A 23,459-nucleotide genomic window follows, 5' to 3' on the forward strand; every position below is an offset into this window, starting at 1 on the left:
CGTCGGCAAGATGTGCCGATTTGCTCTAGCATGAACGCCATCCCGAAATTGCTACGGCAATTTCGCCAGCTAAGCGTAAGCAAAGCACGTAAGCAAGCAATCAACGTGAGAGACGAGGAGTAGACATGCGAATTCTGGTAGTCGGTGCGGGTGCGACGGGCGGCTATTTCGGCGGCCGGCTTGCCGCTGCGGGGCGTGACGTAACGTTTCTGGTACGCGAGGCGCGTGCCGCGCAACTGCGCGAAGCGGGCCTCGTCATCCGCAGTCCGGTGGGCGATCTCACGCTGCGCGACGTCAAGACCGTCACGCGCGAAGCGCTCGAGTCGCAAGGCGGCCAGCCGTACGATCTCGTCCTGCTGAGCTGCAAGGCCTACGACCTCGACAATGCCATCGATTCGTTCGCCGCAGCCGTCGGTCCCAACACGTTGATCCTGCCGCTCCTCAACGGCATGCATCATCTCGAAGTCCTGCAGGCGCGCTTCGGTACGCAGGCGGTGCTGGGCGGTGTCTGCCTGATCGCGTCCACCCTCAACGACAAGCGCGAGATCGTGCATCTGAACGACGTGCAGGCCATCACGTTCGGCGAACTCGGCGGCGGCGTCTCGGCGCGCGTGCAAGCCGTAGCGGATCAGTTCGGCAATGCCGGCTTTCACGTGAAGGCGAGCGATCAGATCCTTCAGGAGATGTGGGAGAAGTGGGTGTTCCTCGCGTCGCTTGCGGGCAGCACGTGTCTTTTCCGTGCGCCGATTGGCGTGATTCTCGCTACGCCCGACGGCGCCGGGATGATCGAGCGCCTCTTCGCCGAATGCCGCGCAATCGCAGCCGCACACGGCCACGCCGTGCGCGACAGCTTCCTCGAGCGTTCGCGCGCGATGCTGTTCGCCAAGGGATCGGCGCTCACCGCCTCGATGTTGCGCGACGTGCAGAACGGTTCGCGCATCGAAGCCGATCATGTGCTCGGCGACCTGATCCAGCGCGGCGGCGCGGCGCAGCACGCGTCGAATGAGCTTTCGGTGCTGCGCGTCGTCTACAGCCAGCTCAAGGCCTACGAGGCGCAGCGCGCCGAGGCTGCCTGAGCAACGGCTAGCGCACCGGCCGGGCGGCGCGCCACGCGCACATCACGCGCCGCCGGCCCCTTCCAGCGCCTGCGCGAGACTCACATACTCTTCGACGGGCACTTCCTCGGCGCGGCGTGCCAGATCGAAGCCCAGCGCGTCGAAGTCGAGGCGCTCGCGGTAATCACTGAGCGTGTTGCGCAGCATCTTGCGGCGTTGCGAGAACGCCGCCGTCACGAGTTCGCCGAGCACGGCGTCATTGACCTTCGGCAGTTCGTGCGGCGCGTAGGGGATCATGCGCACGATCGCCGAATCCACCTTCGGCGGCGGCTGGAACGATTCGGGCGGCACGTCGATCAGCTTGTCGATCACGTAGCGGTACTGGAGCATCACCGTGAGACGGCCGAACGCCTTGCTGCCCGGCTCCGCCACCATGCGCTCGACCACTTCGTTCTGCAACATGAAGTGCTGGTCGATCACGCGCTCGGCGAACGTGGTGAGGTGGAACAGCAGCGGGCTCGAAATGTTGTACGGCAGGTTGCCGACGATGCGCAGCGAAGGCTTCTCGCCCGGCGCCGCGAGCGAGCCGAAGTCGAACGCGAGCGCGTCGCCCGCGTGGAGTTGGAGCAGCGGGCCGAACTTCTTCGTGAGGCGCGCGATCAGGTCGCGGTCCAGCTCGACCGCGTGCAGCGGCGATTCGGGCGTGGCGAGCCGCTCGATGAGCGGCTCGGTGAGCGCGCCGAGACCCGGCCCGATCTCGACCATGCGCTCGCCGCGCTGCGGGCGGATGACGTCGACGATCGAATCGATCACGCCCGTGTCGACGAGGAAGTTCTGGCCGAAGCGCTTGCGCGCGAAGTGGCCCTGGTGCTGTCTGCTGCTATTGGACATCTTCTCTGGAATCAATCAGATGGCGCGCCGGTGGCGCGCCATCGAAACGGCGGTGTCGAGGGCGGCGATCAGGCTGCCCGCGTCCGCGCGGCCAGTGCCGGCGAGGTCGAGCGCGGTGCCATGATCGACCGAGGTGCGCACGATCGGCAAGCCGAGCGTGACGTTGATGCCTTCGCCGAACGTCGCGTATTTCAGGACCGGCAGGCCCTGGTCGTGGAACATCGCCAGCACGCAGTCCGCGTCCTTGAGGTAGCGCGGCTGGAACAGCGTATCGGCGGGGTACGGGCCGCGCGCGTCGATGCCCTGCGCGGCGGCGGCAGCCAGTGCCGGCGAAATCGTGTCGATTTCCTCGCGCCCCAGGTAGCCGTTCTCGCCCGCATGCGGGTTGAGGCCGGTCACGAGGATGCGCGGCAGCGGCACGCCGAAATGATGCCGCAGGTCATGGTCGATGATGCTCAGGGTTTCGACGAGCCCCTCGACCGTGAGCGCCGCCGACACGTCCTTGAGCGGCAAATGCGTCGTGGCGAGCGCCACGCGCAGCGGGCGCGCGCCGGTGCCCGCCAGCATCATGACCACGCGCGGCGTGTGCGTGCGTTCGGCGAGGTATTCGGTGTGGCCGGTGAAGGGCACGCCGGCGTCGTTGATCGTGCTCTTTTGCAGCGGCGCGGTGACGATGGCGTCGAATTCGCCTGCCAGTGCGCCGTCGATGGCGCGGTCGAGCAGCGCCAGCACGTAGCGGCCGTTTGCGGCGTCGAGCTTGCCGGGCTTGGCGGGCGCAGCCAGCGCCACATGCTCGACCTGCACGGGCTGGTTCGCCAGCACGGCGGCCCAGTCGACTTTCGCGGCCTGCGCGCGCGCTTCGAGCAGCGCGCTGTCGCCGAGGACGACGAACTGCGCGTCGGGCCAGTGCGCCGAGGCGCCCGCCAGCGCGGCGGCAGTCAGCTCGGGGCCGACGCCGGCCGGCTCACCCGTGGTGATGGCAATGCGGATCGGCCCCGCCCTCCGCGGAGCCGGCGACGACGATGCGGAGGCGTTCATGGCTCGATCCCTTGGTGACTCTTAGTTGTGCGGCGGCGTCATGCCCGCGATCTTGTAATCGACGTAGGCGCTGTCGCGCAGTTGACGCAGCCAGTCGGCGTAGGCCTGCTCCGCCTTGCGCTGGCCGATGGCCTGGCGCGCGAGTTCCATTTGCTGCGCGATCGAGCCTTCGGCGTCGCGGCGGCCCAGCACCTGGATCAGGTGATAGCCGTACTCGGTGCGTACCGGCTCGCTCAACTGGTTGTCCTGCAGCGTATTCATGGCGCGCTCGAACTCGGGCACGGTTTCACCCGGGCTGATCCAGCCGAGGTCGCCGCCCTGCGAGGCCGAGCCGTCTTGCGAATAGGTGCGCGCGAACTTGGCGAAGTCGCCGCCCGCCGCGATTTCCTGGCGGATTTCGAGCAGCTTCTGGCGCGCCTGGGGCTCGGACATGCCGTCGCCCACGCGCAGCAGGATGTGGCGCACGTGCGTTTGCACGAGCTTGGGCGCGTCGGCGGCCGTGCCCTGGCCCTGGCGGCGCTCGACGAGGCGCACGATCTCGAAGCCGTCGTTGGTGCGGATCACCGAGGGGTTCACCTCGCCCGGACGCATCGTGGAAGCGGCAGTCACGAATTCAGGCGGCAGCTTCGACTGCGGCTGGAAGCCCATGTCGCCGCCCTTGCCCGCGTCGCTCGCCTGCGAGTTCGACTTCGCGAGGCTTTCGAACTTGCTGCCCGACTGAGCTTCCTTGAGCAGCGCATTGGCCTTCGCCTGCGCGGCTTCGATGTCGGTTTCCGAGGCGTTCAGCGGCGCCTTGATGAAGATGTGCTGGAAGTGCAGGTCGTTCGACTGGCCCGCGTTCGGTCCGCGCTGGCTCGCGATGTAGTTCGCGACTTCGGCGTCCGTCACCGTGACCTTGCTGTCCACTTCCTTCTCGCGCAGCTTCGAGAGCGTGAGTTCGGTGCGCGCGTCGCGCGTGAACGTGGTCCAGGGCACCCCGGCCGCCTCGATGCGCGCGCGATAGGTCGCGAGATCCATGCCGTTGGCCTGGGCGAGGCGCTCGAGCGTGCGCTGCACGGCGGCGTCGTCTACGGTGATGCCGTCTTCCTTGGCCTTCTGGAGCTGAATGCGCTCGAGCACCATCTGGTTGAGCACCTGCGCGCGCAACTGCTCATCGGGCGGAACCGGCGCGTTTTGCTGCTGCAGCCGGTGAGCAATCATTTCGGCGCGGCTGTCGAGCTCGCGCTGCGTGATCACGCCGTCATTGACGACTGCGGCGATCGTGTCGACCGTCTGGCCGTTGCCGGCCGGGAGACCTTGAGCTTGCGCCGGCGCGGCCGGCAACACGCCTGCGACGGCGAAGAGACTCGCAGCGTACGCTGCCAGGCGAAGCTTTTTCATGATTCCCACAGATACTCCAATGTTGGCGGGCACGCTTCGCCCGTCTCTATGCATCCGACACCGCGTTGCCCCGAGGCGCAAGCAATGCGCTCCGGATCACGCGTTATTGATAATCAGTGAAGCGCGAGTCCGGCGGCGCCTGACCCGGCAGCTGCGTGTACCCCGGCACTGCCGTGCGGAACGCCGCCACCAGCCCGTTGTCGACGTTCGACAGTCCCTTGAGCGTAAGCTGCGCGAGAAACCGCGTTGACGAATTCGGCGTGCCCGACGTATTGAGCCCGTTCGCGTAACGCTGCAGGCCGACCCCGAGCACCCAGCAGTCGGCGTCGTACTGCATGCCGACCAGGCCGTCGACGATCCGATGGCCGTTCAGATCGTAGTTGAAGCGGCCCACGGCGTACACCCGGTGCGAGAACGGCCATTGAGCCGAGATCAGGACCTGATTGATCGGCTGGAAGTCGAGCGTGGTGTTCGCGCGCGTGTAGCGGTAGGCCACGTTCAGCACGCGGCTCGTTCCCGGGCTGTACCCGAAACCGATGCTCGCCTTCGTGAGCTGGTTGCTGTCGGCATTATATTGGAACGCCGTTTCCGAAGCGAAACCGGCCCCGATTTTCAGTGCAGCGCCCGCGATCAGGTCCGAATGCGTCGCCTGACTCGTGCTTTCGCCCGAGTTGAGCGTGACGCGTTGATCCTGGAAGTAGTACTGCTGCGCGATCACGAAGCGCGCGCGCTCGTCGCCCGAAGCCGGGTCGATGAAGCGCGTGGTGAGCGCGGCCGTCAGGCGGTTCGCGTCGGCAATGCGGTCGTTGCCGACGAAGGTGTTCGGCGTGAAGATTTCCGCGAGGCCGAAGTCCGACTCGGCGGTATCGAAAAGGGGCGCGAACTGCTGGTTGCGGTACGGCGTGTACACGTAGTACAGGCGCGGTTCCAGCGTCTGGATGTAATCCTGACCGAACAGATGCACCGAGCGGTCGAACACGAGGCCCGTGTCGAAGCTGAAGGTCGGGATCGATTCGGTGAAGCTCTTCGGCGTGCCCACAGGCGAGCCGAAGGTCGTGCCCGCCGGGCCGATGTTGCTCAGGTTGTACGACGCGAAGTGCCACTGCACCTTCGGCGTGACGAAGTAACCCGGCCCCATCAGGGAGTAGGACACGTACGGGTTGAAGACGACGCGGTCGCCTTCGGTCGCATTGTCTTCCGTGATGCGGAAGCGCGAGTAGTCGGCTTCCATGCCGTAGTCGAAGCCGCCGACGTTGTACTTCGCGTACTTCACATTCAACTGCGGCTCGCGGCCATACGGCGGCGTCGACGACTCGACCGTCTGCCAATGCTGGTAGCGGCCCAGCACGGACCACGGCCCGTTGTTGTACGTGAGGCCGGCTTCCTGCTGGTACAGCGTCTGCGTGCCGTTCAGGAACTGGTTGGCCGGCGACGACAGGTCCGACGGATAGGTGTTGTCCGAGACCTTGTTGTAGTAGACGTAACCGCCGAACCCGTTGCCGAAGTTCTGGTTGTGCTGGATGAACAGCGCGTAGCGGTTCGTCTTCGTGATCGCGTCGTCCGGCAGGAACGTTCCGGTGATCGATCCCGAGTAATTCGTCGAGAGATACCGGTAGTTGCCCTGCAGGAACACGCCCCGCTTCGAGATGATCTCGGGCGTGAACGTGAAGTCGCGGTTCGGCGCGATGTTGAAGTAATACGGCAGCGAGATTTCGTAGCCGTTCGTCGAGCTGACCGAGAACGTCGGCGGCAACAGGCCGCTGCGACGGTCACCCGAAAGCGGAAACGACAGCCACGGGCTCGCGAAGATCGGCACGTCCTGGAAGAACAGCACGGCGTTGTGCGCCACGCCTTCGTCGCTGCCGGTGTCGAAATCGAATTCGCTGCCCTTGATGTACCAGGCCGGATTGGTCGAGCAGTGGCACGCGGTGTAGGTGCCGGTCGTGAGCACCGAGCGCTCGCTGTCCAGCAGGTCGGCGCGCGCGGCGCTGCCCGAGCCGCCCGTGAGCGTGAAATGGTACTTCGGCGCGGGCATGAAGCCCTCGTTCGCCTCGACCTTCAAATGCGCCTCGGGCCCCGAGAACGTCGTGCCGTTCTGCACGACCGTGACATTGCCGTAGGCATTGGCCATGTCGGTGTCCTGGTCGTAGTGCAGGGCGTCGCCCTTCACCACGTTCGAACCCTGGCGCAGCTCCGCGGCGCCTTTCACGGCGAGGTCGGTGTCCACCGTGCCGGTCGTCGAATCGCCGAGCACGAACGTTGCCGGGTGCTGGCCCGACGCATTGGGGTGATCTTCGAGTTGCGGCGCGAGCCGCAGGCTCCACGGGCCGTCCAGCTGCTCGGGCTGCGCGGCCGCGCCCGAGAGCTGGGCGTGCGCGAGCGCGGGCACCAGACCCGGTACGGCCAGGAGTGCCGCGATGAGCCGCCGCTTGCCCGGCACGCCGTCGTCACTAGGGGAGATCGTCTGGAAAAACTGTCTGGGCGGCATGTATGGTTTTGGCGAATCGGCCCGGCCGCCAGCCCTCTCCATGATGGTGGCCCGCCTGGGCACACCCGCCTCCCGATGAACCGGATCGAGGCCGGGGTGCAAACAATTAATTACAATTCATCGAACCCTGGAGCGACGATGAATGCGGCGAGCGAACCGTCATGCGGGCTTTGGCGCGAGTCGCGTCAAAAAAGTCGTGGGGTATTATATGGCAAGACGTTGATCCACTGATTTTGCCTCTGGCTTTCATGACCTTTTCCGCCGCGCATTCTTCCGCCGCATCCCCCGGCGCCTCTCCGTCCGCTTCGCTGACCGACAATCGCCGCGACCTGCTCGCCGCCTGGCTAGGCAGCCACGCCCAGCAGTACGCCCTCGACCTCGCAACGCTCGCCCCGGCGTCGGCCGACGCGAGCTTTCGGCGCTATTTCCGCCTCGCGAGCGCGGGCGCGCACGGCGCGACGCTGATCGCCGTCGACGCCCCGCCGCCCGAAAAGAGCCGCGAATTCGCCCAGATCGCGCAGCTGCTCGAAGCGGCCGGCGTGCACGTGCCGCGCGTGCTCGAAACCGATTTCGACGCGGGCTTCATGCTCGTCACCGATCTCGGCACTGCGCCCTACCTGAATGCGCTGCAGGAAGCCGGCCCGGGCACGCGCTCGCGTGAGCTGATGCGCGACGCCATCGACGCGCTGATCCGCTGGCAGCTCAGCTCGCGGCCAGGCGTGCTGCCGGACTTCGACGAAGCCTTCATGCGCCGCGAAATGGAGCTGATGCCCGAGTGGTATCTGGAGCGCCATCTGGGCCGCAAGGTGGACGAAGCCACGCGCGGCGTGCTCGATCGCACCTTCGCCCTCCTCGTGGCGAGCGCCCGCGCGCAGCCGCAAAGCTTCATGCTGCGCGACTTCATGCCCCGCAACCTGATGATCGCCACGCCCAACCCCGGCGTGCTCGACTTCCAGGACGCCGTGTATGGCCCGATCACCTACGACGTCGTCTCGCTGCTGCGCGACGCGTTCCTGAGCTGGGACGAGGAGTTCGAGCTCGACTGCTTCGCGCACTACTGGGAGCGCGCCAAGAAGGCGGGGCTGCCTGTCGATGCCGACTTCGGCGAGTTCTACCGCCAGCTCGAGTGGATGGGCCTGCAGCGCCACATCAAGGTGCTTGGCCTCTTCTGCCGCATCAACTATCGCGACGCCAAACCGCATTACATGGCCGACCTGCCGCGCTTTCTCGCCTATGCGAGCAAGGTTGCGCACCGCTACCGCCCGCTCGCGCCGTTCGCGCGGCTCATCGACGAGCTGCAGGGCAGCGCCGTCGAAGTCGCTTACACCTTCTGAAACGGGCCGTCATGACCCAATCGAATCACACGCCGGCCAGGGCGAGCCACGGCCGCACCGCCATGATCTTCGCCGCCGGACGCGGCGAACGCATGCGTCCGCTCACCGACACCTGCCCGAAGCCGCTCCTCGCCGTGGGCGGCAAACCGCTCGTCGTGTGGCAGATCGAGCGGCTCGCCGCGGCGGGCTACACGCGCATCGTCATCAATCACGCATGGCTCGGCGCGCAGATCGAAGCCGCGCTCGGCGACGGTGCGCGCTTTGGCGTCACGCTCCATTATTCGCCCGAGCACGACGCGCTCGAAACGGCGGGCGGCATTGCCCAGGCGCTGCCGCTCATCGAGTCGACAGGCGCGCCCGAGGTGTTCCTCGCGGTGAGCGGCGACGTCTACAGCGCCTACGATTTCGCGCGCCTGAACACGCACGCGCAAGTGCTCGCGGCGCAAGAACAGCCGGGGATGCATCTCGTGATGGTGCCGAACCCGCCGTTCCACCCGAAGGGCGACTTCGCGCTGGGCGCTGACGGCCGGCTCGCGCTCGACGGCGCACCGCGCTACACGTTCGGCAATATCGGTCTCTATGACACGCGCATGTTCCGCGATCTCGCACCCGGCACGAAGCGCGCGCTCACGCCGTACTATCGCGAGGCAATCGCGCAAGGTCGCGTGAGCGGCGAGCTATACGACGGCGTCTGGGAAAACGTCGGCACGCCCGCGCAGCTCGAAGCGCTCGACGCCGCGCTGCGAAATCCGACGAGCGCGCACCACGGCTGAAACCGTCAACGCAACGCGCCGTGCAAACGCCGGCGCGGCGCGCTTCTTCAGTTTCCACCCGCCGCCGGCAACTCCACCTGCCCCTGCTGTGACTGGGGCTGGGGCGTCTCACCCGCCTTCTGCTGCTGAAGCGCCCACATCTGCGCATAGTGGCCGCCCGCGTGCAGCAATTGCGCATGCGTGCCGCGCTCGACGATGCGCCCGTGATCCATCACGATGATCTGTTGCGCGTGCACGACGGTCGAGAGCCGGTGCGCGATCACGAGCGTGGTGCGCTCGCGCGCGATCTGGTCGAGCTCGTGCTGGATCGCGCGCTCCGAGCGCGAATCGAGCGCTGACGTCGCCTCGTCGAACAACAAGATCGGCGGATTCTTGAGCAGCGTGCGCGCGATCGCCACTCGCTGCTTCTCGCCGCCCGAAAGCTTGAGACCGCGCTCGCCCACGGGCGTGTCGTAGCCCTTGGGCAGGCTCTCGATGAACGCGTGAATGTGCGCCGCGCGCGCCGCCGCGATCACTTCCTCCCGGCTCGCCGTGGGCCGGCCATAGGCGATGTTGTAGTAGATCGAGTCGTTGAACAGCACCGTGTCCTGCGGCACGATGCCGATCGAGGCGCGCAACGAGTCCTGCGTCACATCGCGGATATCCTGGCCGTCGATGGTGATCGCCCCACCGCTTTTGCCAGGATCAGAGCGATCGAGATCGTAAAAGCGGAACAAGAGCCGCGCGAGCGTGGATTTGCCCGAGCCGCTATGCCCCACCACGGCCGTGGTCGTGCCCGCCGCAATCGTGAAGCTCAGATCGTACAAAATCTGGCGCGACGGCTCATACGCGAAGTTCACGTGCGAAAAGCGCACCTCGCCGCCGCGCACCGCGAGCGCCTGCGCGCCGGGCACGTCGGCCACTTCGCGCTCGACGGTGAGCAGCGTGAACATGCGGTCCATGTCGGTGAGGCTTTGCTTGAGCTCCCGATACACCACGCCGAGAAAATTCAGCGGAATGTAGAGCTGCAGCATGAAGGTGTTGATGAGCACGAGGTCGCCGAGCGTGAGCCGCCCCGCCATCACGCCTTGCGTGGCGCGCCAGAGGATGAACACGAGCCCGGTGCCGATGATCGCCTGCTGCCCGAAGTTGAGCGCCGAAAGCGAGTGCTGCGACTTGATCGCGGCCTGGCGATAGCGGTGCAGGTTTTCGTCATAGCGTTTCGTCTCCCACTCTTCGTTGCCGAAGTACTTCACCGTCTCGTAGTTGATGAGCGAATCGATCGCGCGTGCATTGGCGCGCGAATCGAGCTCGTTCATCGTGCGGCGATAATGCGTGCGCCACTCCGTCACCTTCACCGTGAACACGATGTAGGCCACGAGCGCGATGAGCGTGACGATCGCGTAGTACGCCTCGTACTTCACCACGAAGAAGCCGAGCACGAGGCCCACTTCCACGAGCGTCGGCAGGATGCTGTAGAGCGAATACGAAATGAGCTGCGTGATGCCGCGCGTGCCGCGCTCGATGTCGCGCGACATACCGCCCGTCTGCCGCTCGAGGTGAAAGCGCAGCGAGAGCGCATGCAGATGGCGGAACACCTTGAGCGCGAGCTGACGCACGGCGCTCTCGGTCACTTTCGAAAACAGAATCTCGCGCAGCTCGGTGAAAAGCGACGTCGACAGACGCACGACGGCGTACGCCAGCACGAGCAGTCCGATGCCGCCCGCGAGCACGATACCGGGCGCGTGCTCCGCGCGGCCGAGCGCCGTGAGATGGCGCACCGAGGCGAGTCCGTCGACGATGTGCTTCATCACGATCGGCACACCGAGGTTGGCGACCTTCGCGCCGATCAGGCACGTGAGCGCGAACGCCACGCGCCATTTGTAGGCCGTGAGGTAAGGCAGCAGCGAGACGATCGTCTGCCAGTCGTTGCGCGGCCCGGTGGCGGGCAGCGCGGGTTCGTTGGAAGCGGGAAAGCGGCGCATGGGCAGGCGGCGAGATGCATGTGCGATGCAGCGCGCGAAGGCCGGTTCGGGAACCGGAGCCTGGCGCGGCGCAAACGGCACGGCGAGTCATGTGGGGTGGTCGGCGACGGGTTTCGCGAAGGTGGAGGGCTCTAATCGACCCGCCCGCCGCGCCTTATGCTTTCCCGTACAATTCCTGATCAACGTATTGTCGCAGAAGGCGGCGCACCCCGCTGAGCGCCCCGCGCCGGCGCGAGGCCAGCGCCGCGGCTCCGTACGCCGTTCGTTCCCTTTTCATGGAAGCCCGATGACCGACTCCTTCCCGCTCCCCCAAAAATCGCCTGCGCTGCGCGTCGTGCCGCAGCCCTCGGACGCCAACGTTCACGGCGACGTCTTCGGCGGCTGGATCATGGCGCAGGTCGACATTGCCGGCTCGATTCCGGCGAGCCGCCGCGCCAACGGGCGTGTCGCGACCGTCGCGGTGAACTCGTTCGTGTTCAAGCAACCGGTGTTCGTGGGCGATCTGCTGAGTTTCTACGCCGATATCGTCAAGACCGGCAAAACCTCGGTGACCGTCGAGGTCGAGGTGTACGCGCAGCGCATGCGCCTCCAGGACGAAGTCGTCAAGGTGACGGAAGCCACCCTCACCTATGTCGCGACCGGCACGGACCGCCGCCCGCGTCAGTTGCCGCCGATCGAATAACGGCAAGCGCAACCGCGAACGCCCGGCCAGGGCGCCGGGCTCAAACCGTCCACGCGAGCCCGGGCGCTTCCTCGTAGGTCGCGCTCGCGCGCAACAGCGCCGCTGCCTCGTCGCCCGGTAGCGGCGGCGCGAAGAAGTAGCCTTGCAGCTCGTCGCACGCGCGCTCGCGCAGGAAGGCGAACTGCGCCGAGGTCTCCACCCCTTCCGCGATCACCTGCAACTGCAGCTCGTGCGCCAACGCGATGATGGCCGCCGTGATCGTTTCGTCGTCGCTGCTCGTGCCGATGTCGGCCACGAACGAGCGGTCGATCTTGAGCCGGTCCACCGGCAGACGCTTCAGGTAGCTCAGGCTCGAATAGCCGGTGCCGAAGTCGTCGATGGCAATGCCGATGCCGAGCGCGTGCAGCTCGTTCAACATCGACACGGCTTCTTCGGCATTGCGCATGAGCGTGCTCTCGGTCAGCTCGATTTCGAGCCAGCACGCTTCCAGCCCGGTTTCCTGCAGCACGTCCTTCACGAGTTGCGCAATGTCGCGCTGGTGGAACGTCTTCGCCGAGAAGTTCACGGAAACGCGCACGGGCGGCAGCCCCGCGAGCTGCCACGCGCGATTCTGCCGGCAGGCCTCGCGCAGCACCCAGTCTGAAAGCGGGCCAATCAGGCCGCTCTCCTCGGCCACGGGAATGAACTGCGCAGGCGACACGAGCCCAACCTCCGGATCGCGCCAGCGCACGAGCGCCTCCATGCCGATGATGCGCCCGCCCTCGATCTCCACCTGCGGCTGGTAGTGCAGCAGGAACTCACTGTCGCGCAGCGCCCGGCGCAGGCGCCGCTCCAGATTCAGGCGCGCCCCCACGTTCGCGTTCATTTCGGGCTGGAAGAACTGGAACGTGTTGCGGCCCATGTCCTTCGCGCGGTACATCGCGACGTCGGCCTTCTTCATGAGTGTTTCGGCGTCGTTGCCGTCCTGCGGGTAGACGCTCGCGCCCATGCTGCAGCCCACATACAGCTCGGTGCCGTCGATCCACACCGGCTCCGAGATCAGCGAGCGCGCCCGCTCCATCCAGCCGATCAGCGATTTCTCGTCGATGGTATCGGTGAGCACGATCACAAACTCGTCGCCGCCGTGGCGCGCGACCGTATCGGTCGTGCGCGTGCAGCGCTGGAGCCGCTCGGCCACCACGCCCAGCAGCCGGTCGCCCACGCTATGGCCAAGACTGTCGTTGACGTTCTTGAAGCCGTCGAGGTCGATGAACACCACGGCAACGCCCGAGTCGTGCCGCTGCGCCGCGAGCAATGCGTGCTGGAGACGGTCGCGCAGCAGGTTGCGGTTGGGCAGCAGCGTGAGGCTGTCGTAGTTCGCCTGGTATTCGAGCTGCTCCTGGTAGCGGATCAGCTCGGTCACGTCGTTGATGATGCCGATGTGATGCGTGATGCGGCCATCGAGATCGGGCACCGGCGCGATCAGCAGCTGGTTCCAGAAGAGCGCGCCGTCCTTGCGGTAGTTGCGCAGCACGGCGCTCACTTCGCGATTGGAAAGCAGCGCCTTGCGCACCGCGATGAGTCCGTCCTGATCGCGGTCGTCGCGCTGCAGGAGGCGGCAGTCCTGGCCGATCACCTCGGCCGGATCGAAGCCCGTGATGCGGCGAAACGCCGGATTCGCGTACTCGATCAGATTGCTGCCGCCCGGGCCCGGCGCGGTGATCAGAATGGCGTTCACGCACGCGTCGAGCGCGCGGCTTTGCAGGCGCAGCGCGAGGTCGGCGCGCTTGCTTTCGGTGGTGTCGGAGTACGAGCCGAGCACGCCGATCACGCGGCCGTCGCCGTCGAGCAGCGGCAGCTTGCTCGTGAGCGTCGTGCGGTGCAGGCCGTCGATCGTGTGGTTGTCCTCGTAGTTGATGCGCGGCAGCCCCGACTCGATCACCTCGCGGTCCTGTTCGCGCATGCCGTCGGCGTAGGCGCGCCACGGCAGGTCGTCGTCGGACTTGCCGATGATCTGCTCGGGGTACGCGAGGCCCGCGTCGCGCGCGAAAGTCATGTTGCAGCCGAGATAGCGCGACTGCGCGTCCTTCCAGAAGATGCGCTGCGGGATGTTGTCGATCACCGACTCGAGCATCTGGTTCGAGCGCTGCGCCTCCGCTTCGGCCTTGATCTGCTCGGTCACGTCGTCGGCGAGCACGAACACGGCGTCGCGGCCGAGGAAGGTGAGCGAGTGATGCGAGATGTCGGCGCTGATGATCGAGCCGTCGCGGCGGCGATGGTGCCAGATGCCGGCCATCATGCGCACGTTCTGCGTAAGCGTGTCCGAGCGCGTGAGGTGTTGCTCGAGCCGCGAAACGTCCTCAACGGGACGGATATCGCGGATCGTCATCGTGAGGAATTCTTCCTCGCTGTAGCCGTACTGCTGGATCGCGGCGGTGTTGACGGCAAGAAAGCGCAGCGTCTCGCGGTCGAACACGTACATCGGCACCGGATGCGCGTCGAACAGACCCTGAAAGCGCTCGCTACGCAGGCGCATGCCGCTCACGGCGCGCAGCTTCTCGCGGGCGGCGCTCTCGCGCGCGCCGAACGTGTAGATGAGGAGCGTCCCACCCGCGAGCATCGTCACGATCAGCAGCAGCAACGCGCGGCCGCCCGAGCGCGCCGAGTCGGCGAGCGCGGCGGCGAGCGCCAGATCCTCGGCGCGTTGCAGCGACGCGATCTGCCCGTCGAGCTGATCCACGAGGTTGTCGAAGCGGATGTATTCGCCGGCGAGCCACGCGGCAGTGGCGGGTGATGGCGTTGCGGCGCCGGTCGCGGGCGCTCCGGCAGGCGATGGCGTTGCCGGGTCGGGAAGCGCAGCGGTCGCCACGATGGGGTGCTGGACACCGTTCTCGACAGCCGGCGCCACCGTGAGCGTATCGAGCGTCACGGCGCTCGCCGCTCCGTCCGCCGCGGCGTGCAGCGGCAAGATCGTACCGGTCACGACATGACCGGCCATGCGCGCGTCTGCCGTATTCCCGGTTTGCACCGACTTCGCGGCGGCGGCGTTGCGGGCGCTCGCATCGGGCGCGCCCCATGGCGCTGCGGGCGAGCGTGCGGCGTTCGCGGGCATTGCCGTGCCGAATTCCTGGCCGGACGCACCGTCAGCCGGCACAGCCTGCGTTGCAGCGCTCGCGCTCGCCCCCGCCGCCACGGCAGCCTGCCCGCGCTCGTCGGCGACGCGCTGCTCGGCGCGCGCAAGCGTCACATCGATCTCGCTCGCAATCGCGGCTCCCTGCCCCGCCAACGCGTCGAAACGGGCTGCAAGGTTGGCGTTGCCGGCCAGCTCCGTGCGCAGTGCGCGGGCGGTTTCGTCGAGCATCGCGGCGCGCGCGTCGTGCGCGGCGGCCGACTCCGGCTGGCCCTGCATGGCGAATCGGCCCAGCGCGCTCACGCTGCTGCCGAGCGCATCGCGATAGCGGTCGAGGTCGTGGCGGATCGTCGCCGCCTGGCTCGCGCGCAGGTCGATCTCACGCTGGCCGTCGATCTGCGTCCACGCGACAAAAGCGTTTGCGCCAACGGCCGCCGCGACGACGGCCAGATTGATGAGTTGGCGCTTCGAAAAAAGAAGGTTCATGAATGCCGAGCGTCGTTCGCGCCCGCGCTATGAGCGCGGGATGATGGGTCACGACTGCGCGCGACCGGTCGGCGCCTGACGCGCCAACCCGAAATAACGGCAGGGCCGGCCTGGTCTTGAGGGTCAATGTGGAGAAAGAAGCGGAAAACGACCGCGGCGGCGCGCGGCAGCCGCGGTTAGCGGGAATCGGGTAGGGATCGGCGATAAATCGTGGCGGGCGGGACCCAGCGGGAAACCGTTACCGCGGCACCGCCAGCCCGAACTCGTGCATCGCCGGCGCGAAGTCGTGATTGCTCTCGGGTTTGCGCGCGAGCTTCGCAAGCACGTAGCGCTGGAACGGGTCGAGCTGCGCCCAGTCTTCGAGGTCAGGCGCCTGCAGGCTGGCAAGCTCGGACTGCAGCGCAATACCGCCCGGCACCGCGTTCACGTCGCGCCAGGCGGGCGCCTCTTCGGGCGCGAACCATTCGGGTTCGACGTTCGCGTGCGTGCGCATCATCTCGAAGAGCGCGTGGTCGAAATTGGGCTCGATTTGCGTGTCCTCGTCCACGGGGAAACACGCCAGCAGCCGGCGGTCCTCGTAGGGCAGCAGTTGCCATTGCGCAAGAGAAATGCGCAGACCAAAACGATCCAGGTTGAAGCGCACGCACATCGGGATATAGGTGAGGTTTTCCGACGAGTCGACCTCGAACCGGAAAAGCAGCGGAGCTTCGTTCAATGCCATGACGGTATCCTCGCGAGGCGGGCATAAGCGCGGGCGGCCCGCTTGAGGTATTTTAGAACCTTCCGCGCGCGGTGCGGCCCCGCTGTCCCCCAGCGGCGCTGCGGTACCGCGCCGCACAAGGACCGATGGAGTTTTGCGCTTGTCCCCCTCAACTCGCACCCCAACCCGCACGCCAATGAGCACCGCAGACCGGCCGCAGATCGCGACGACGAATCCCCTCGAAACCGAAGGCCAGCCTGGCGCCATCGAATTGCGCGTGCACCGGCACCGCGGCGGCGCCGTGGAAACACGAGAGGATTACGTGGGCCAGGAATGGCCCGTCGCGCTCGTCTTCAACGGTATTTCGCACGCGGTCATGATGTGCACGCCGCGCGACCTCGAAGCGTTCGCCGTGGGCTTCGCGATCTCCGAAGGCATCGTCGGGCGCAACGCCGACATTCAGGACATTGAGGTGTACTGGCATGCGGAATCGGATCTGCCGCACGCCGAAGTCCACTTGACCGTGGTCCAGCAGGCGTTCGTCGAACTCAAGGAAAAACGCCGCGCGCTCGCCGGCCGCAGCGGTTGCGGCGTGTGCGGCATCGAGAGCATCGACCTGCTCGATCTCGAACCCGAGCAGGTGCCCGATACGGGCTTCGCTGCGCGCCTCGCGCCCGACGCCATTGCGCGCGCCGCACGCGAACTGCCGCAGCATCAGGCGCTCACGAAGCTCACCGGAGGCCTGCACGCGGCCGCGTGGTGCGACGAAAACGGCGCGATCCTGCGCGCCTTCGAGGACGTGGGCCGCCACAATGCGCTCGACAAGCTCATCGGCCAGCTCGTGATGGAGCGCGCCGACACGCAGCAGGGCTTCGTCTTCCTCTCCAGCCGCGCGAGCTACGAACTGGTGCGCAAGGCCGCGCGCGTGGGTATTCCGATGGTCGCGACGATCTCGGCGCCCTCCTCGCTTGCCATCGCCATCGCGAAGCGCGCCGGACTGCGGCTCGTGAGTTTCTGCCGCGAGTCCGGGTACGTCGATTACGAAACGGCGTGACGCGCCGTTAGCGTTTAATCGAACTGCCGGAAATCCGGCTTGCGCTTTTCGAGGAACGCCGTGAACGCCTCGCGTGCTTCGGGCGCGAGCAACATCTTGCCGAAGTGCACGAACTCTTCGCTCATGCGCGTCTTGACCTCGTGCGTATCCGCGCGCTTCATGAGCGACTTCGTCACGCGCAGCGACGACGCGGGCAACGCGACGAGCTTCGCCAGTTGCGCGCTAACGAACGCGTCGAGTTCGGCTGCCGGCAACACGCGGTTCACGAAGCCCATGCGATGCGCTTCCGCCGCATCGAAGGTCTCGCCGAGCAGCAGCTTTTCCGCCGCGCCCTGGTAGCCCGCAATGCGCGGCAGCAGCAGCGACGAAGCGGCTTCGGGACACAGCCCGAGTTGAGAGAACGGCACGGCGAAACGCGCATTGTCAGCGGCATAGACCATGTCGCAATGCAGCAGCAGCGTCGTACCCACGCCGATCGCCGGCCCTTTCACCGCGGCGACGAGCGGTTTCTCGAAGGCCGCGATGGCGTCGAGAAAGCGGATCACGGGCGAATCGGCGCCAGCGGGCGGCCCCTTCAGAAAGTCTTCGATGTCGTTGCCGGCCGTGAAGATCTCGGCGTGGCCGCGCAGCAGCACCGCGCGCACCGAAGCGTCATTGTTTGCGCCGGTGAGCGTGTCGGCCATCGCCTGATACATCGCGGGCGTGAGCGCGTTCTTGCGCGCTGGCCGGTCGATGGTGAGCGTGAGCACACCGTTTTCGTGTGCTACCAGGATTTCGTTGCTCATGTGCCTGTCTCCTCGTATCCCAAACGTGATACGAAAAACGGTCCGCAAACCGCGAAGTCTGCGAACCGTGTCGATTACGCCAATGCGTTGATCGGATGAACGCTTACAGCCGCTCGATGATGCCCGCCGCGCCCATGCCGGTGCCGACGCACATCGTCACCATGCCGTACTTGTAGTTGCGGCGGCGCAGGCCGTGCACGACCGTCGAGGCGCGGATCGCGCCCGTCGCGCCGAGCGGGTGGCCGAGCGCGATTGCGCCGCCAAGCGGGTTGATCTTCGAAGGATCGAGGCCGAGGTCCTGGATCACCGCCAGCGACTGCGCGGCGAACGCTTCGTTCAGCTCGATCCAGTCGAGGTCGTCCTGCTTCAGGCCCGCAGCCTTCAGCGCCGCCGGAATCGCTTCCTTCGGACCGATGCCCATGATCTCCGGCGGTACACCGCGCACCGCGAAGCTCACGAAGCGCGCGAGCGGCGTGAGGTTGAACTGCTTGAGGATCTTCTCGGAGACGACGATCAAGGCGCCCGCGCCATCCGACGTCTGCGAGCTGTTGCCGGCTGTGACCGAGCCCTTGTTGGCGAACACGGCGCGCAGCTTCGCGAGGCCTTCGAGCGTGGTGTCGGCACGCGGGCCTTCGTCCAGCTCGATCAGGCGCTCCTTCACCCTCACTTCGCCCGAAGCGAGATCGGGGAAACGCTCGACGAGCGTGTACGGCGCGATTTCGTCCTTGAACTCGCCGGCCTGCTGCGCGGCAAGCGCGCGGCGGTGCGATTCGACCGAGAACGCGTCCTGCGCTTCGCGGCTCACCTTCCAGCGCTCCGCCACTTTCTCGGCCGTGAGGCCCATGCCGTAAGCAATGCCAATATCTTCATTGCGATCGAAGATGTGCGGCGAGAGCGACGGCTTGTTGCCCATCATCGGCACCATGCTCATCGACTCGCAGCCGCCCGCGATCATCGCGTCCGACTCGCCCACGCGGATGCGGTCCGCGGCCATGGCGAGCGCCGTGAGGCCCGATGCGCAGAAGCGGTTGACGGTCACGCCGCCCACGCTCTGCGGCAGACCCGCAAGCAGCGCGCCGATCCGCGCCACGTTCAGGCCCTGCTCGGCTTCGGGAATCGCGCAGCCGACGATGGCGTCTTCGATCACGCTCGTGTCGAGGCCGGGCACCTGCGCCACGGCCGACTTGATCGCATGAACCAGCAGCTCGTCCGGGCGGGTGTTCTTGAACACGCCGCGCGGCGCCTTGCCGATGGGCGTGCGGCTCGCGGCGACGATGTATGCGTCCTGCAACTGTTTGCTCATCTCTTACTCCAGTATCTGGTGTGCGTCGTGCCGCTTAGTTGCGCACCGGCTTGCCGGTTTGCAGCATGCCCATGATGCGTTCCTGAGTCTTCTGCGTGCCGAGCAGCTCGACGAAGGCGCGGCGCTCGAGCTTGAGCAGCCATTCTTCGTCGACGAGACTGCCCGCCTCGACGTCGCCGCCGCACACCGCTTCCGCGATGCGGCTCGCGATCAGGAAATCGTGATCGCTGATGAAGCGGCCGTCGCGCATGTTCACGAGCGATGCCTTGATGGTCGAGATCGCCGAGCGGCCGGCCACCGGAATCTGCGTCGCACGCAGCGGCGGGCGGTAACCCGCGGCGGAGAGAGTGCGCGCTTCCTTCTTCGCCGTGTCGAGCAGTTCGAACACGTTGAAGACGATCGTGTCCGAAGGCTTCAGATAGCCCATTGCGCGTGCTTCGTGCGCCGAGGCCGAGACCTTCGCCATCGCTGCGTTTTCGAACGACTTCTGCAGGAACCGGAGCAGATCGCTCGGTACCGCGCCAATCGCCGCTGCGCCTTCAGCCGCGCGAATCGCCGCTTCCTTCAGGCCGCCGCCAGCGGGCACGAGACCCACGCCCACTTCCACGAGGCCGACATAGCTCTCGACATGCGCCACGCGCTTCGCGCTCTGCAGCATGATTTCGCAGCCGCCGCCGAGCGCGATGCCCGACACTGCCGTGATCACCGGCACGTTCGCGTACTTCACGCGCAGCATCGTGTCCTGGAACTTCTTCACGAACGGCTCGATGCCCTTCGCCCCGCCCATCATGAACGCGGGCATCGCCTCTTCGAGGTTCGCGCCCGCCGAGAACGGGCCGCCCGGCGCGCCGAGCTTGAGCGACGTCGGTTGCCAGATCACGAGGCCCTTGTAGCCGTCTTCCGCGATGTCGATCGCCTTCACGAGGGAGTCGAGCAGGCCCGGGCCCATCGTGTTCATCTTGCTCTTGTACGAGACGATGACGACGTCGTCCTCGCCCGCGCGGTCGTCCACCCAGGCGCGCAGGTTGTCGTTCTCGAACAGCGTCTTGCCGTAGGTCTTCGGATCGCGTGCGCTCGTTTCACCGAACAGCGCCGCACGGAACACCTGACGCTCGTACACCGGCAGCGTCGAGCGCGGCACGAAGCGCGCTTCGGCGGGCGACCACGAACCTTCCGCACCGTGCACGCCGCCGTTCGCGGCGACCGCGCCTTCGAACACCCAGGCGGGCAGCGGTGCATTCGAGAGCGCCTTGCCCGCGTCGATGTCTTCCTTCACCCACTCGGCGACCTGCTTCCAGCCCGCGGCCTGCCAGCCTTCGAACGGACCTTCGTTCCAGCCGAAGCCCCAGCGGATCGCGAGATCGACGTCGCGCGCGTTGTCCGCGATCGACTGCAGATGCACGCCGATGTAGTGGAACACGTCGCGGAAAATCGACCACAGGAACTGCGCCTGCGGATGCTGCGATTCGCGCAAGAGCTTCAGGCGCTCGGCGGGCGGACGCTTGAGGATGCGGCCCACCAGTTCGTCGGCCTTGCCGCCGCCGTCGACGTACTCGCCCGTGTTGGCGTCGAGCACCTTGATGGCCTTGCCTTCCTTGCGATAGAAACCGCCGCCCGTCTTCTGGCCGAGCGCGCCCTTCGCCACGAGACCCGCCAGCACGGCCGGCGTCTCATACACAGGGAAGAACGGGTCGTCCTTCAGGTTGTCCTGCATCGTCTTGATGACGTGCGCCATCGTGTCGAGACCCACGACGTCCGCCGTGCGGAACGTCGCCGACTTCGCGCGGCCAAGGCGCGAGCCCGTCAAGTCATCGACTTCGTCGAAACGCAGTCCGAACTTCTTCGCCTCGGCGATCACCGCGAGGATCGAAAACACGCCCACGCGGTTCGCGATGAAGTTCGGCGTGTCCTTCGCGCGTACCACGCCCTTGCCCACCACGCTCGTGAGGAACGATTCGAGCTGGTCGAGGATTTCGGGCTTCGTCTGCGTCGTCGGGATCAGCTCGACGAGGTGCATGTAGCGCGGCGGGTTGAAGAAGTGCACGCCGCAAAAGCGCTCCTTCAACGCATCGTCGAAGCCATGCGAGAGTTCGGTGATCGACAGGCCCGAGGTGTTGGTCGCGAAAATCGCCTTCGGGCCGAGGTGCGGCGCGACCTTCTTGTAGAGGTCGTGCTTCCAGTCCATGCGCTCGGCGATCGCCTCGATCACCACGTCGCATTCCGCGAGCTTCGCGATGTCGTCTTCGTAGTTCGCGGGCGTGATGTATTGCGCGTCGTCCTTCACGCCGAACGGCGCGGGCGAGAGCTTCTTGAGCGTCTCGATCGCCTTCAGCGCGATGGCGTTCTTCGGGCCTTCTTTCGCGGGCAAATCGAACAGCAGCACGGGCACGCGGGCGTTGATCAGGTGCGCGGCGATCTGCGCGCCCATCACGCCGGCGCCGAGCACGGCCACCTTGCGAATATTGAGGTTGCTCACGTTGTTCCTCCAGCGGGTATGCAATGTCGAGCGGATTGAGGTGTGAGGGCGGCGCGCGTCAACGAGAGCCGCCTCTGGACATCGTGTTGACGGGGCGCGCGCCTTTGAAAAGCGCGCGCCCGTTGGCGTTTAGAACAGCGCTTCGTCGACTTCCATCAGCGTCTTCGAACCCGCGCGCGCCTGGCGGATCGACGTGGCCGTTTCGGGCAGCAGCTTCGCGAAGTAAAAACGCGCCGTGGCCAGCTTCGACTTGTAGAACGGATCGCCCGAGCTTTCCTTGTCGAGCGCGATGCGCGCCATGCGTGCCCAGAAGTACGCGAACACGAGGTGGCCCGCCGTGCGCAGGTACGGCACCGCGGCCGCGCCCACTTCGTCCGGGTTCTGCATCGCCTTCATGCCGATTTCCATCGTGAGCTTCTGCATCTTGTCGCCGATGTCGGCGAGCGGATTCACGAACTCCTGCATTTCCGGCTTGATGCCTTCGGCTTCGACGAAATCCGTCACGAGCTTGCCGAACTTCTTGAGCTTCGCGCCCATGTCGCCCAGCACCTTGCGGCCCAGCAGGTCGAGCGACTGGATCGTGTTCGTGCCTTCGTAGATCTGGTTGATACGCGCGTCGCGCACGTACTGCTCCATGCCCCACTCGGAGATGAAGCCGTGGCCGCCGAACACCTGCATGCCGAGGTTGGTGCTCTCGAACGCGTTGTCGGTAAGGAAGGCCTTGATGATCGGCGTGAGCAGCGCGACGAGGTCCGCCGCTTCCTTGCGCTCGCCTTCGTCGCCGTGCGAGAGCTCCTTGTCGATCTGCAGCGCAGACCAGTAGGTGAAGGCGCGCGCGCCTTCGGCCCAGGCCTTCTGCGTGAGCAGCATGCGGCGCACGTCCGGATGGACGATGATCGGATCGGCGGCCTTTTCGGGTGCCTTCGGGCCCGTCAGCGAGCGCATCTGCAGGCGCTCCTTCGCATAGACCAGCGAGTTCTGGTACGCAACTTCGGTAAGACCCAGGCCTTGCATGCCGACGCCCAGACGCGCCGCGTTCATCATCACGAACATGGCGTTCAAGCCCTTGTTCGGTTCGCCGACGAGCCAGCCCTTCGCGCCGTCGAGATTCATCACGCAGGTCGCGTTGCCGTGAATGCCCATCTTGTGCTCGATCGAGCCGCACTTGATGCCGTTGCGCTCGCCCACTTCGCCCGCTGCCGTGGGGATGAACTTCGGCACGACGAACAGCGAGATGCCCTTCGTTCCCGGCGGCGCATCAGGCAGACGCGCGAGCACGAGGTGGATGATGTTCTCGGCCATGTCGTGCTCACCGCTCGAGATAAAGATCTTCGTGCCGGTGATCGCGTACGAGCCGTCGCTGTTCGGCTCGGCCTTCGTGCGCAGGATGCCGAGGTCGGTGCCGCAGTGCGGCTCGGTCAGGCACATCGTGCCGGTCCACACGCCTTCGACGAGCTTCGGCAGATAGGCCTTCTGGAGTTCGGGCGTGCCGTGTGCATGCAGACACTCGTAGGCGCCATGCGAGAGACCCGGATACATGGTCCACGCCTGGTTCGCCGAGTTCAGCATTTCGTAGAGTGCGTTGTTCACGAACGCGGGCAGGCCCTGGCCGCCGTATTCGGGATCGCAGCCGAGCGCGGGCCAGCCGGCTTCGACGTATTGCTTGTACGCTTCCTTGAAACCAGCAGGCGTGGTGACGACGCCGTCGCCGGCGTAGGTGCAGCCTTCACGGTCGCCGGTCTGGTTCAGCGGAAACAGCACCTCGGAGCAGAATTTGCCGGCTTCTTCGAGCACCTGGTTGATGGTGTCGGCGTCGAGGTCGGCGTGCTTCGGCATCTGCTTCACTTCGCCTTCCACGTTCAGCAGTTCGTGCAGAACGAACTGCATGTCGCGCAGCGGCGCGGTGTACTGTCCCATGTCATCTCTCCAAAATTTGAGCTT

Annotated in this window: 16 protein-coding genes; 5 read left to right on the forward strand and 11 right to left on the reverse strand. The window is 66.2% G+C overall.

Annotation, left to right across the window (positions count from 1 at the left end; genetic code table 11):
- The first annotated feature begins 125 nt into the window (after window positions 1–125).
- The gene (panE, locus tag E1N52_RS11545) at window positions 126–1,076 is read left to right on the forward strand and encodes a 2-dehydropantoate 2-reductase (protein ID WP_133182888.1); all 951 of its coding nucleotides are present in this window, start codon (window positions 126–128) and stop codon (window positions 1,074–1,076) included.
- A 42-nt stretch (window positions 1,077–1,118) separates the two neighbouring features.
- Here the strand turns inward: panE and rsmA are convergent, their stop codons facing one another.
- The 4 genes from rsmA to E1N52_RS11565 all read right to left on the reverse strand — a co-directional run bounded on the left by rsmA (window position 1,119) and on the right by E1N52_RS11565 (window position 6,852).
- The gene (gene rsmA, locus E1N52_RS11550; RefSeq protein ID WP_133182889.1) at window positions 1,119–1,946 is read right to left on the reverse strand and encodes a 16S rRNA (adenine(1518)-N(6)/adenine(1519)-N(6))-dimethyltransferase RsmA; all 828 of its coding nucleotides are present in this window, start codon (window positions 1,944–1,946) and stop codon (window positions 1,119–1,121) included.
- Between the two features lie 15 nt (window positions 1,947–1,961).
- The gene (gene pdxA, locus E1N52_RS11555) at window positions 1,962–2,984 is read right to left on the reverse strand and encodes a 4-hydroxythreonine-4-phosphate dehydrogenase PdxA (protein ID WP_133182891.1); all 1,023 of its coding nucleotides are present in this window, start codon (window positions 2,982–2,984) and stop codon (window positions 1,962–1,964) included.
- A gap of 21 nt (window positions 2,985–3,005) precedes the next feature.
- The gene (locus E1N52_RS11560) at window positions 3,006–4,364 is read right to left on the reverse strand and encodes a peptidylprolyl isomerase (RefSeq protein ID WP_484217451.1); all 1,359 of its coding nucleotides are present in this window, start codon (window positions 4,362–4,364) and stop codon (window positions 3,006–3,008) included.
- 103 nt (window positions 4,365–4,467) lie between these two features.
- The gene (locus E1N52_RS11565) at window positions 4,468–6,852 is read right to left on the reverse strand and encodes an LPS-assembly protein LptD (RefSeq protein WP_133182894.1); all 2,385 of its coding nucleotides are present in this window, start codon (window positions 6,850–6,852) and stop codon (window positions 4,468–4,470) included.
- Between the two features lie 248 nt (window positions 6,853–7,100).
- On the opposite strand from E1N52_RS11565, the gene E1N52_RS11570 reads away from it, so the two are divergent.
- Both E1N52_RS11570 and murU read left to right on the forward strand, forming a co-directional pair.
- On the forward strand, window positions 7,101–8,186 hold the full coding sequence (locus tag E1N52_RS11570; protein ID WP_133182895.1) for an aminoglycoside phosphotransferase family protein: 1,086 nt from the start codon (window positions 7,101–7,103) through the stop codon (window positions 8,184–8,186).
- A gap of 62 nt (window positions 8,187–8,248) precedes the next feature.
- Window positions 8,249–8,959 (forward strand): N-acetylmuramate alpha-1-phosphate uridylyltransferase MurU, encoded by a 711-nt coding sequence (gene murU / locus E1N52_RS11575; protein ID WP_165979360.1) that lies wholly within the window; start codon window positions 8,249–8,251, stop codon window positions 8,957–8,959.
- A gap of 47 nt (window positions 8,960–9,006) precedes the next feature.
- Here murU and E1N52_RS11580 read toward each other — a convergent pair whose 3' ends face one another.
- Window positions 9,007–10,923, reverse strand: coding sequence for an ABCB family ABC transporter ATP-binding protein/permease (locus tag E1N52_RS11580; protein WP_133182899.1), 1,917 nt, complete (start codon window positions 10,921–10,923; stop codon window positions 9,007–9,009).
- A 286-nt stretch (window positions 10,924–11,209) separates the two neighbouring features.
- On the opposite strand from E1N52_RS11580, the gene E1N52_RS11585 reads away from it, so the two are divergent.
- Window positions 11,210–11,605, forward strand: coding sequence for an acyl-CoA thioesterase (locus tag E1N52_RS11585; protein WP_133183016.1), 396 nt, complete (start codon window positions 11,210–11,212; stop codon window positions 11,603–11,605).
- A 40-nt stretch (window positions 11,606–11,645) separates the two neighbouring features.
- On the opposite strand, the gene E1N52_RS11590 is transcribed toward E1N52_RS11585, so the two are convergent.
- Complete coding sequence (locus E1N52_RS11590) at window positions 11,646–15,200, reverse strand: sensor domain-containing protein (protein ID WP_246089030.1); 3,555 nt, start codon at window positions 15,198–15,200, stop codon at window positions 11,646–11,648.
- Between the two features lie 238 nt (window positions 15,201–15,438).
- Window positions 15,439–15,921, reverse strand: a complete 483-nt coding sequence (locus E1N52_RS11595) for a nitrate reductase associated protein (RefSeq protein WP_133182901.1) — start codon at window positions 15,919–15,921, stop codon at window positions 15,439–15,441.
- A 175-nt stretch (window positions 15,922–16,096) separates the two neighbouring features.
- Between E1N52_RS11595 and fdhD the strand changes: the two genes are divergently transcribed.
- Window positions 16,097–16,954 (forward strand): formate dehydrogenase accessory sulfurtransferase FdhD, encoded by an 858-nt coding sequence (gene fdhD / locus E1N52_RS11600; protein ID WP_133182903.1) that lies wholly within the window; start codon window positions 16,097–16,099, stop codon window positions 16,952–16,954.
- Between the two features lie 14 nt (window positions 16,955–16,968).
- On the opposite strand, the gene E1N52_RS11605 is transcribed toward fdhD, so the two are convergent.
- The 4 genes from E1N52_RS11605 to E1N52_RS11620 form a co-directional block, all read right to left on the reverse strand.
- Entirely contained in the window at window positions 16,969–17,739 is a 771-nt protein-coding gene (locus E1N52_RS11605) for an enoyl-CoA hydratase (protein WP_133182905.1), read from the reverse strand.
- A 103-nt stretch (window positions 17,740–17,842) separates the two neighbouring features.
- Window positions 17,843–19,042, reverse strand: coding sequence for an acetyl-CoA C-acyltransferase (locus E1N52_RS11610; RefSeq protein ID WP_133182907.1), 1,200 nt, complete (start codon window positions 19,040–19,042; stop codon window positions 17,843–17,845).
- Between the two features lie 34 nt (window positions 19,043–19,076).
- The gene (locus tag E1N52_RS11615) at window positions 19,077–21,518 is read right to left on the reverse strand and encodes a 3-hydroxyacyl-CoA dehydrogenase/enoyl-CoA hydratase family protein (protein ID WP_133182909.1); all 2,442 of its coding nucleotides are present in this window, start codon (window positions 21,516–21,518) and stop codon (window positions 19,077–19,079) included.
- 129 nt (window positions 21,519–21,647) lie between these two features.
- A complete protein-coding gene (locus E1N52_RS11620; protein ID WP_133182911.1) occupies window positions 21,648–23,435 on the reverse strand; it encodes an acyl-CoA dehydrogenase C-terminal domain-containing protein in 1,788 nt (595 codons plus the stop codon).
- Window positions 23,436–23,459: the final 24 nt, after the last annotated feature.

The sequence above is a fragment of the Paraburkholderia guartelaensis genome, assembly GCF_004353905.1.
Taxonomy (GTDB): Bacteria; Pseudomonadota; Gammaproteobacteria; order Burkholderiales; family Burkholderiaceae; genus Paraburkholderia; species Paraburkholderia guartelaensis.

Bases quoted from the DNA above. Each gene is read 5' to 3' on its own strand.
- E1N52_RS11570 (WP_133182895.1), top strand. From the start codon at position 7,101: ATGACCTTTTCCGCCGCGCATTCTTCCGCCGCATCCCCCGGCGCCTCT.
- pdxA (WP_133182891.1), bottom strand. From the start codon at position 2,984: ATGAACGCCTCCGCATCGTCGTCGCCGGCTCCGCGGAGGGCGGGGCCG.
- E1N52_RS11565 (WP_133182894.1), bottom strand. From the start codon at position 6,852: ATGCCGCCCAGACAGTTTTTCCAGACGATCTCCCCTAGTGACGACGGC.
- E1N52_RS11605 (WP_133182905.1), bottom strand. From the start codon at position 17,739: ATGAGCAACGAAATCCTGGTAGCACACGAAAACGGTGTGCTCACGCTC.
- E1N52_RS11560 (WP_484217451.1), bottom strand. From the start codon at position 4,364: ATGAAAAAGCTTCGCCTGGCAGCGTACGCTGCGAGTCTCTTCGCCGTC.
- fdhD (WP_133182903.1), top strand. From the start codon at position 16,097: ATGAGCACCGCAGACCGGCCGCAGATCGCGACGACGAATCCCCTCGAA.
- E1N52_RS11580 (WP_133182899.1), bottom strand. From the start codon at position 10,923: ATGCGCCGCTTTCCCGCTTCCAACGAACCCGCGCTGCCCGCCACCGGG.
- E1N52_RS11610 (WP_133182907.1), bottom strand. From the start codon at position 19,042: ATGAGCAAACAGTTGCAGGACGCATACATCGTCGCCGCGAGCCGCACG.
- E1N52_RS11620 (WP_133182911.1), bottom strand. From the start codon at position 23,435: ATGGGACAGTACACCGCGCCGCTGCGCGACATGCAGTTCGTTCTGCAC.
- E1N52_RS11590 (WP_246089030.1), bottom strand. From the start codon at position 15,200: ATGAACCTTCTTTTTTCGAAGCGCCAACTCATCAATCTGGCCGTCGTC.
- rsmA (WP_133182889.1), bottom strand. From the start codon at position 1,946: ATGTCCAATAGCAGCAGACAGCACCAGGGCCACTTCGCGCGCAAGCGC.
- panE (WP_133182888.1), top strand. From the start codon at position 126: ATGCGAATTCTGGTAGTCGGTGCGGGTGCGACGGGCGGCTATTTCGGC.
- E1N52_RS11585 (WP_133183016.1), top strand. From the start codon at position 11,210: ATGACCGACTCCTTCCCGCTCCCCCAAAAATCGCCTGCGCTGCGCGTC.
- murU (WP_165979360.1), top strand. From the start codon at position 8,249: ATGATCTTCGCCGCCGGACGCGGCGAACGCATGCGTCCGCTCACCGAC.
- E1N52_RS11595 (WP_133182901.1), bottom strand. From the start codon at position 15,921: ATGGCATTGAACGAAGCTCCGCTGCTTTTCCGGTTCGAGGTCGACTCG.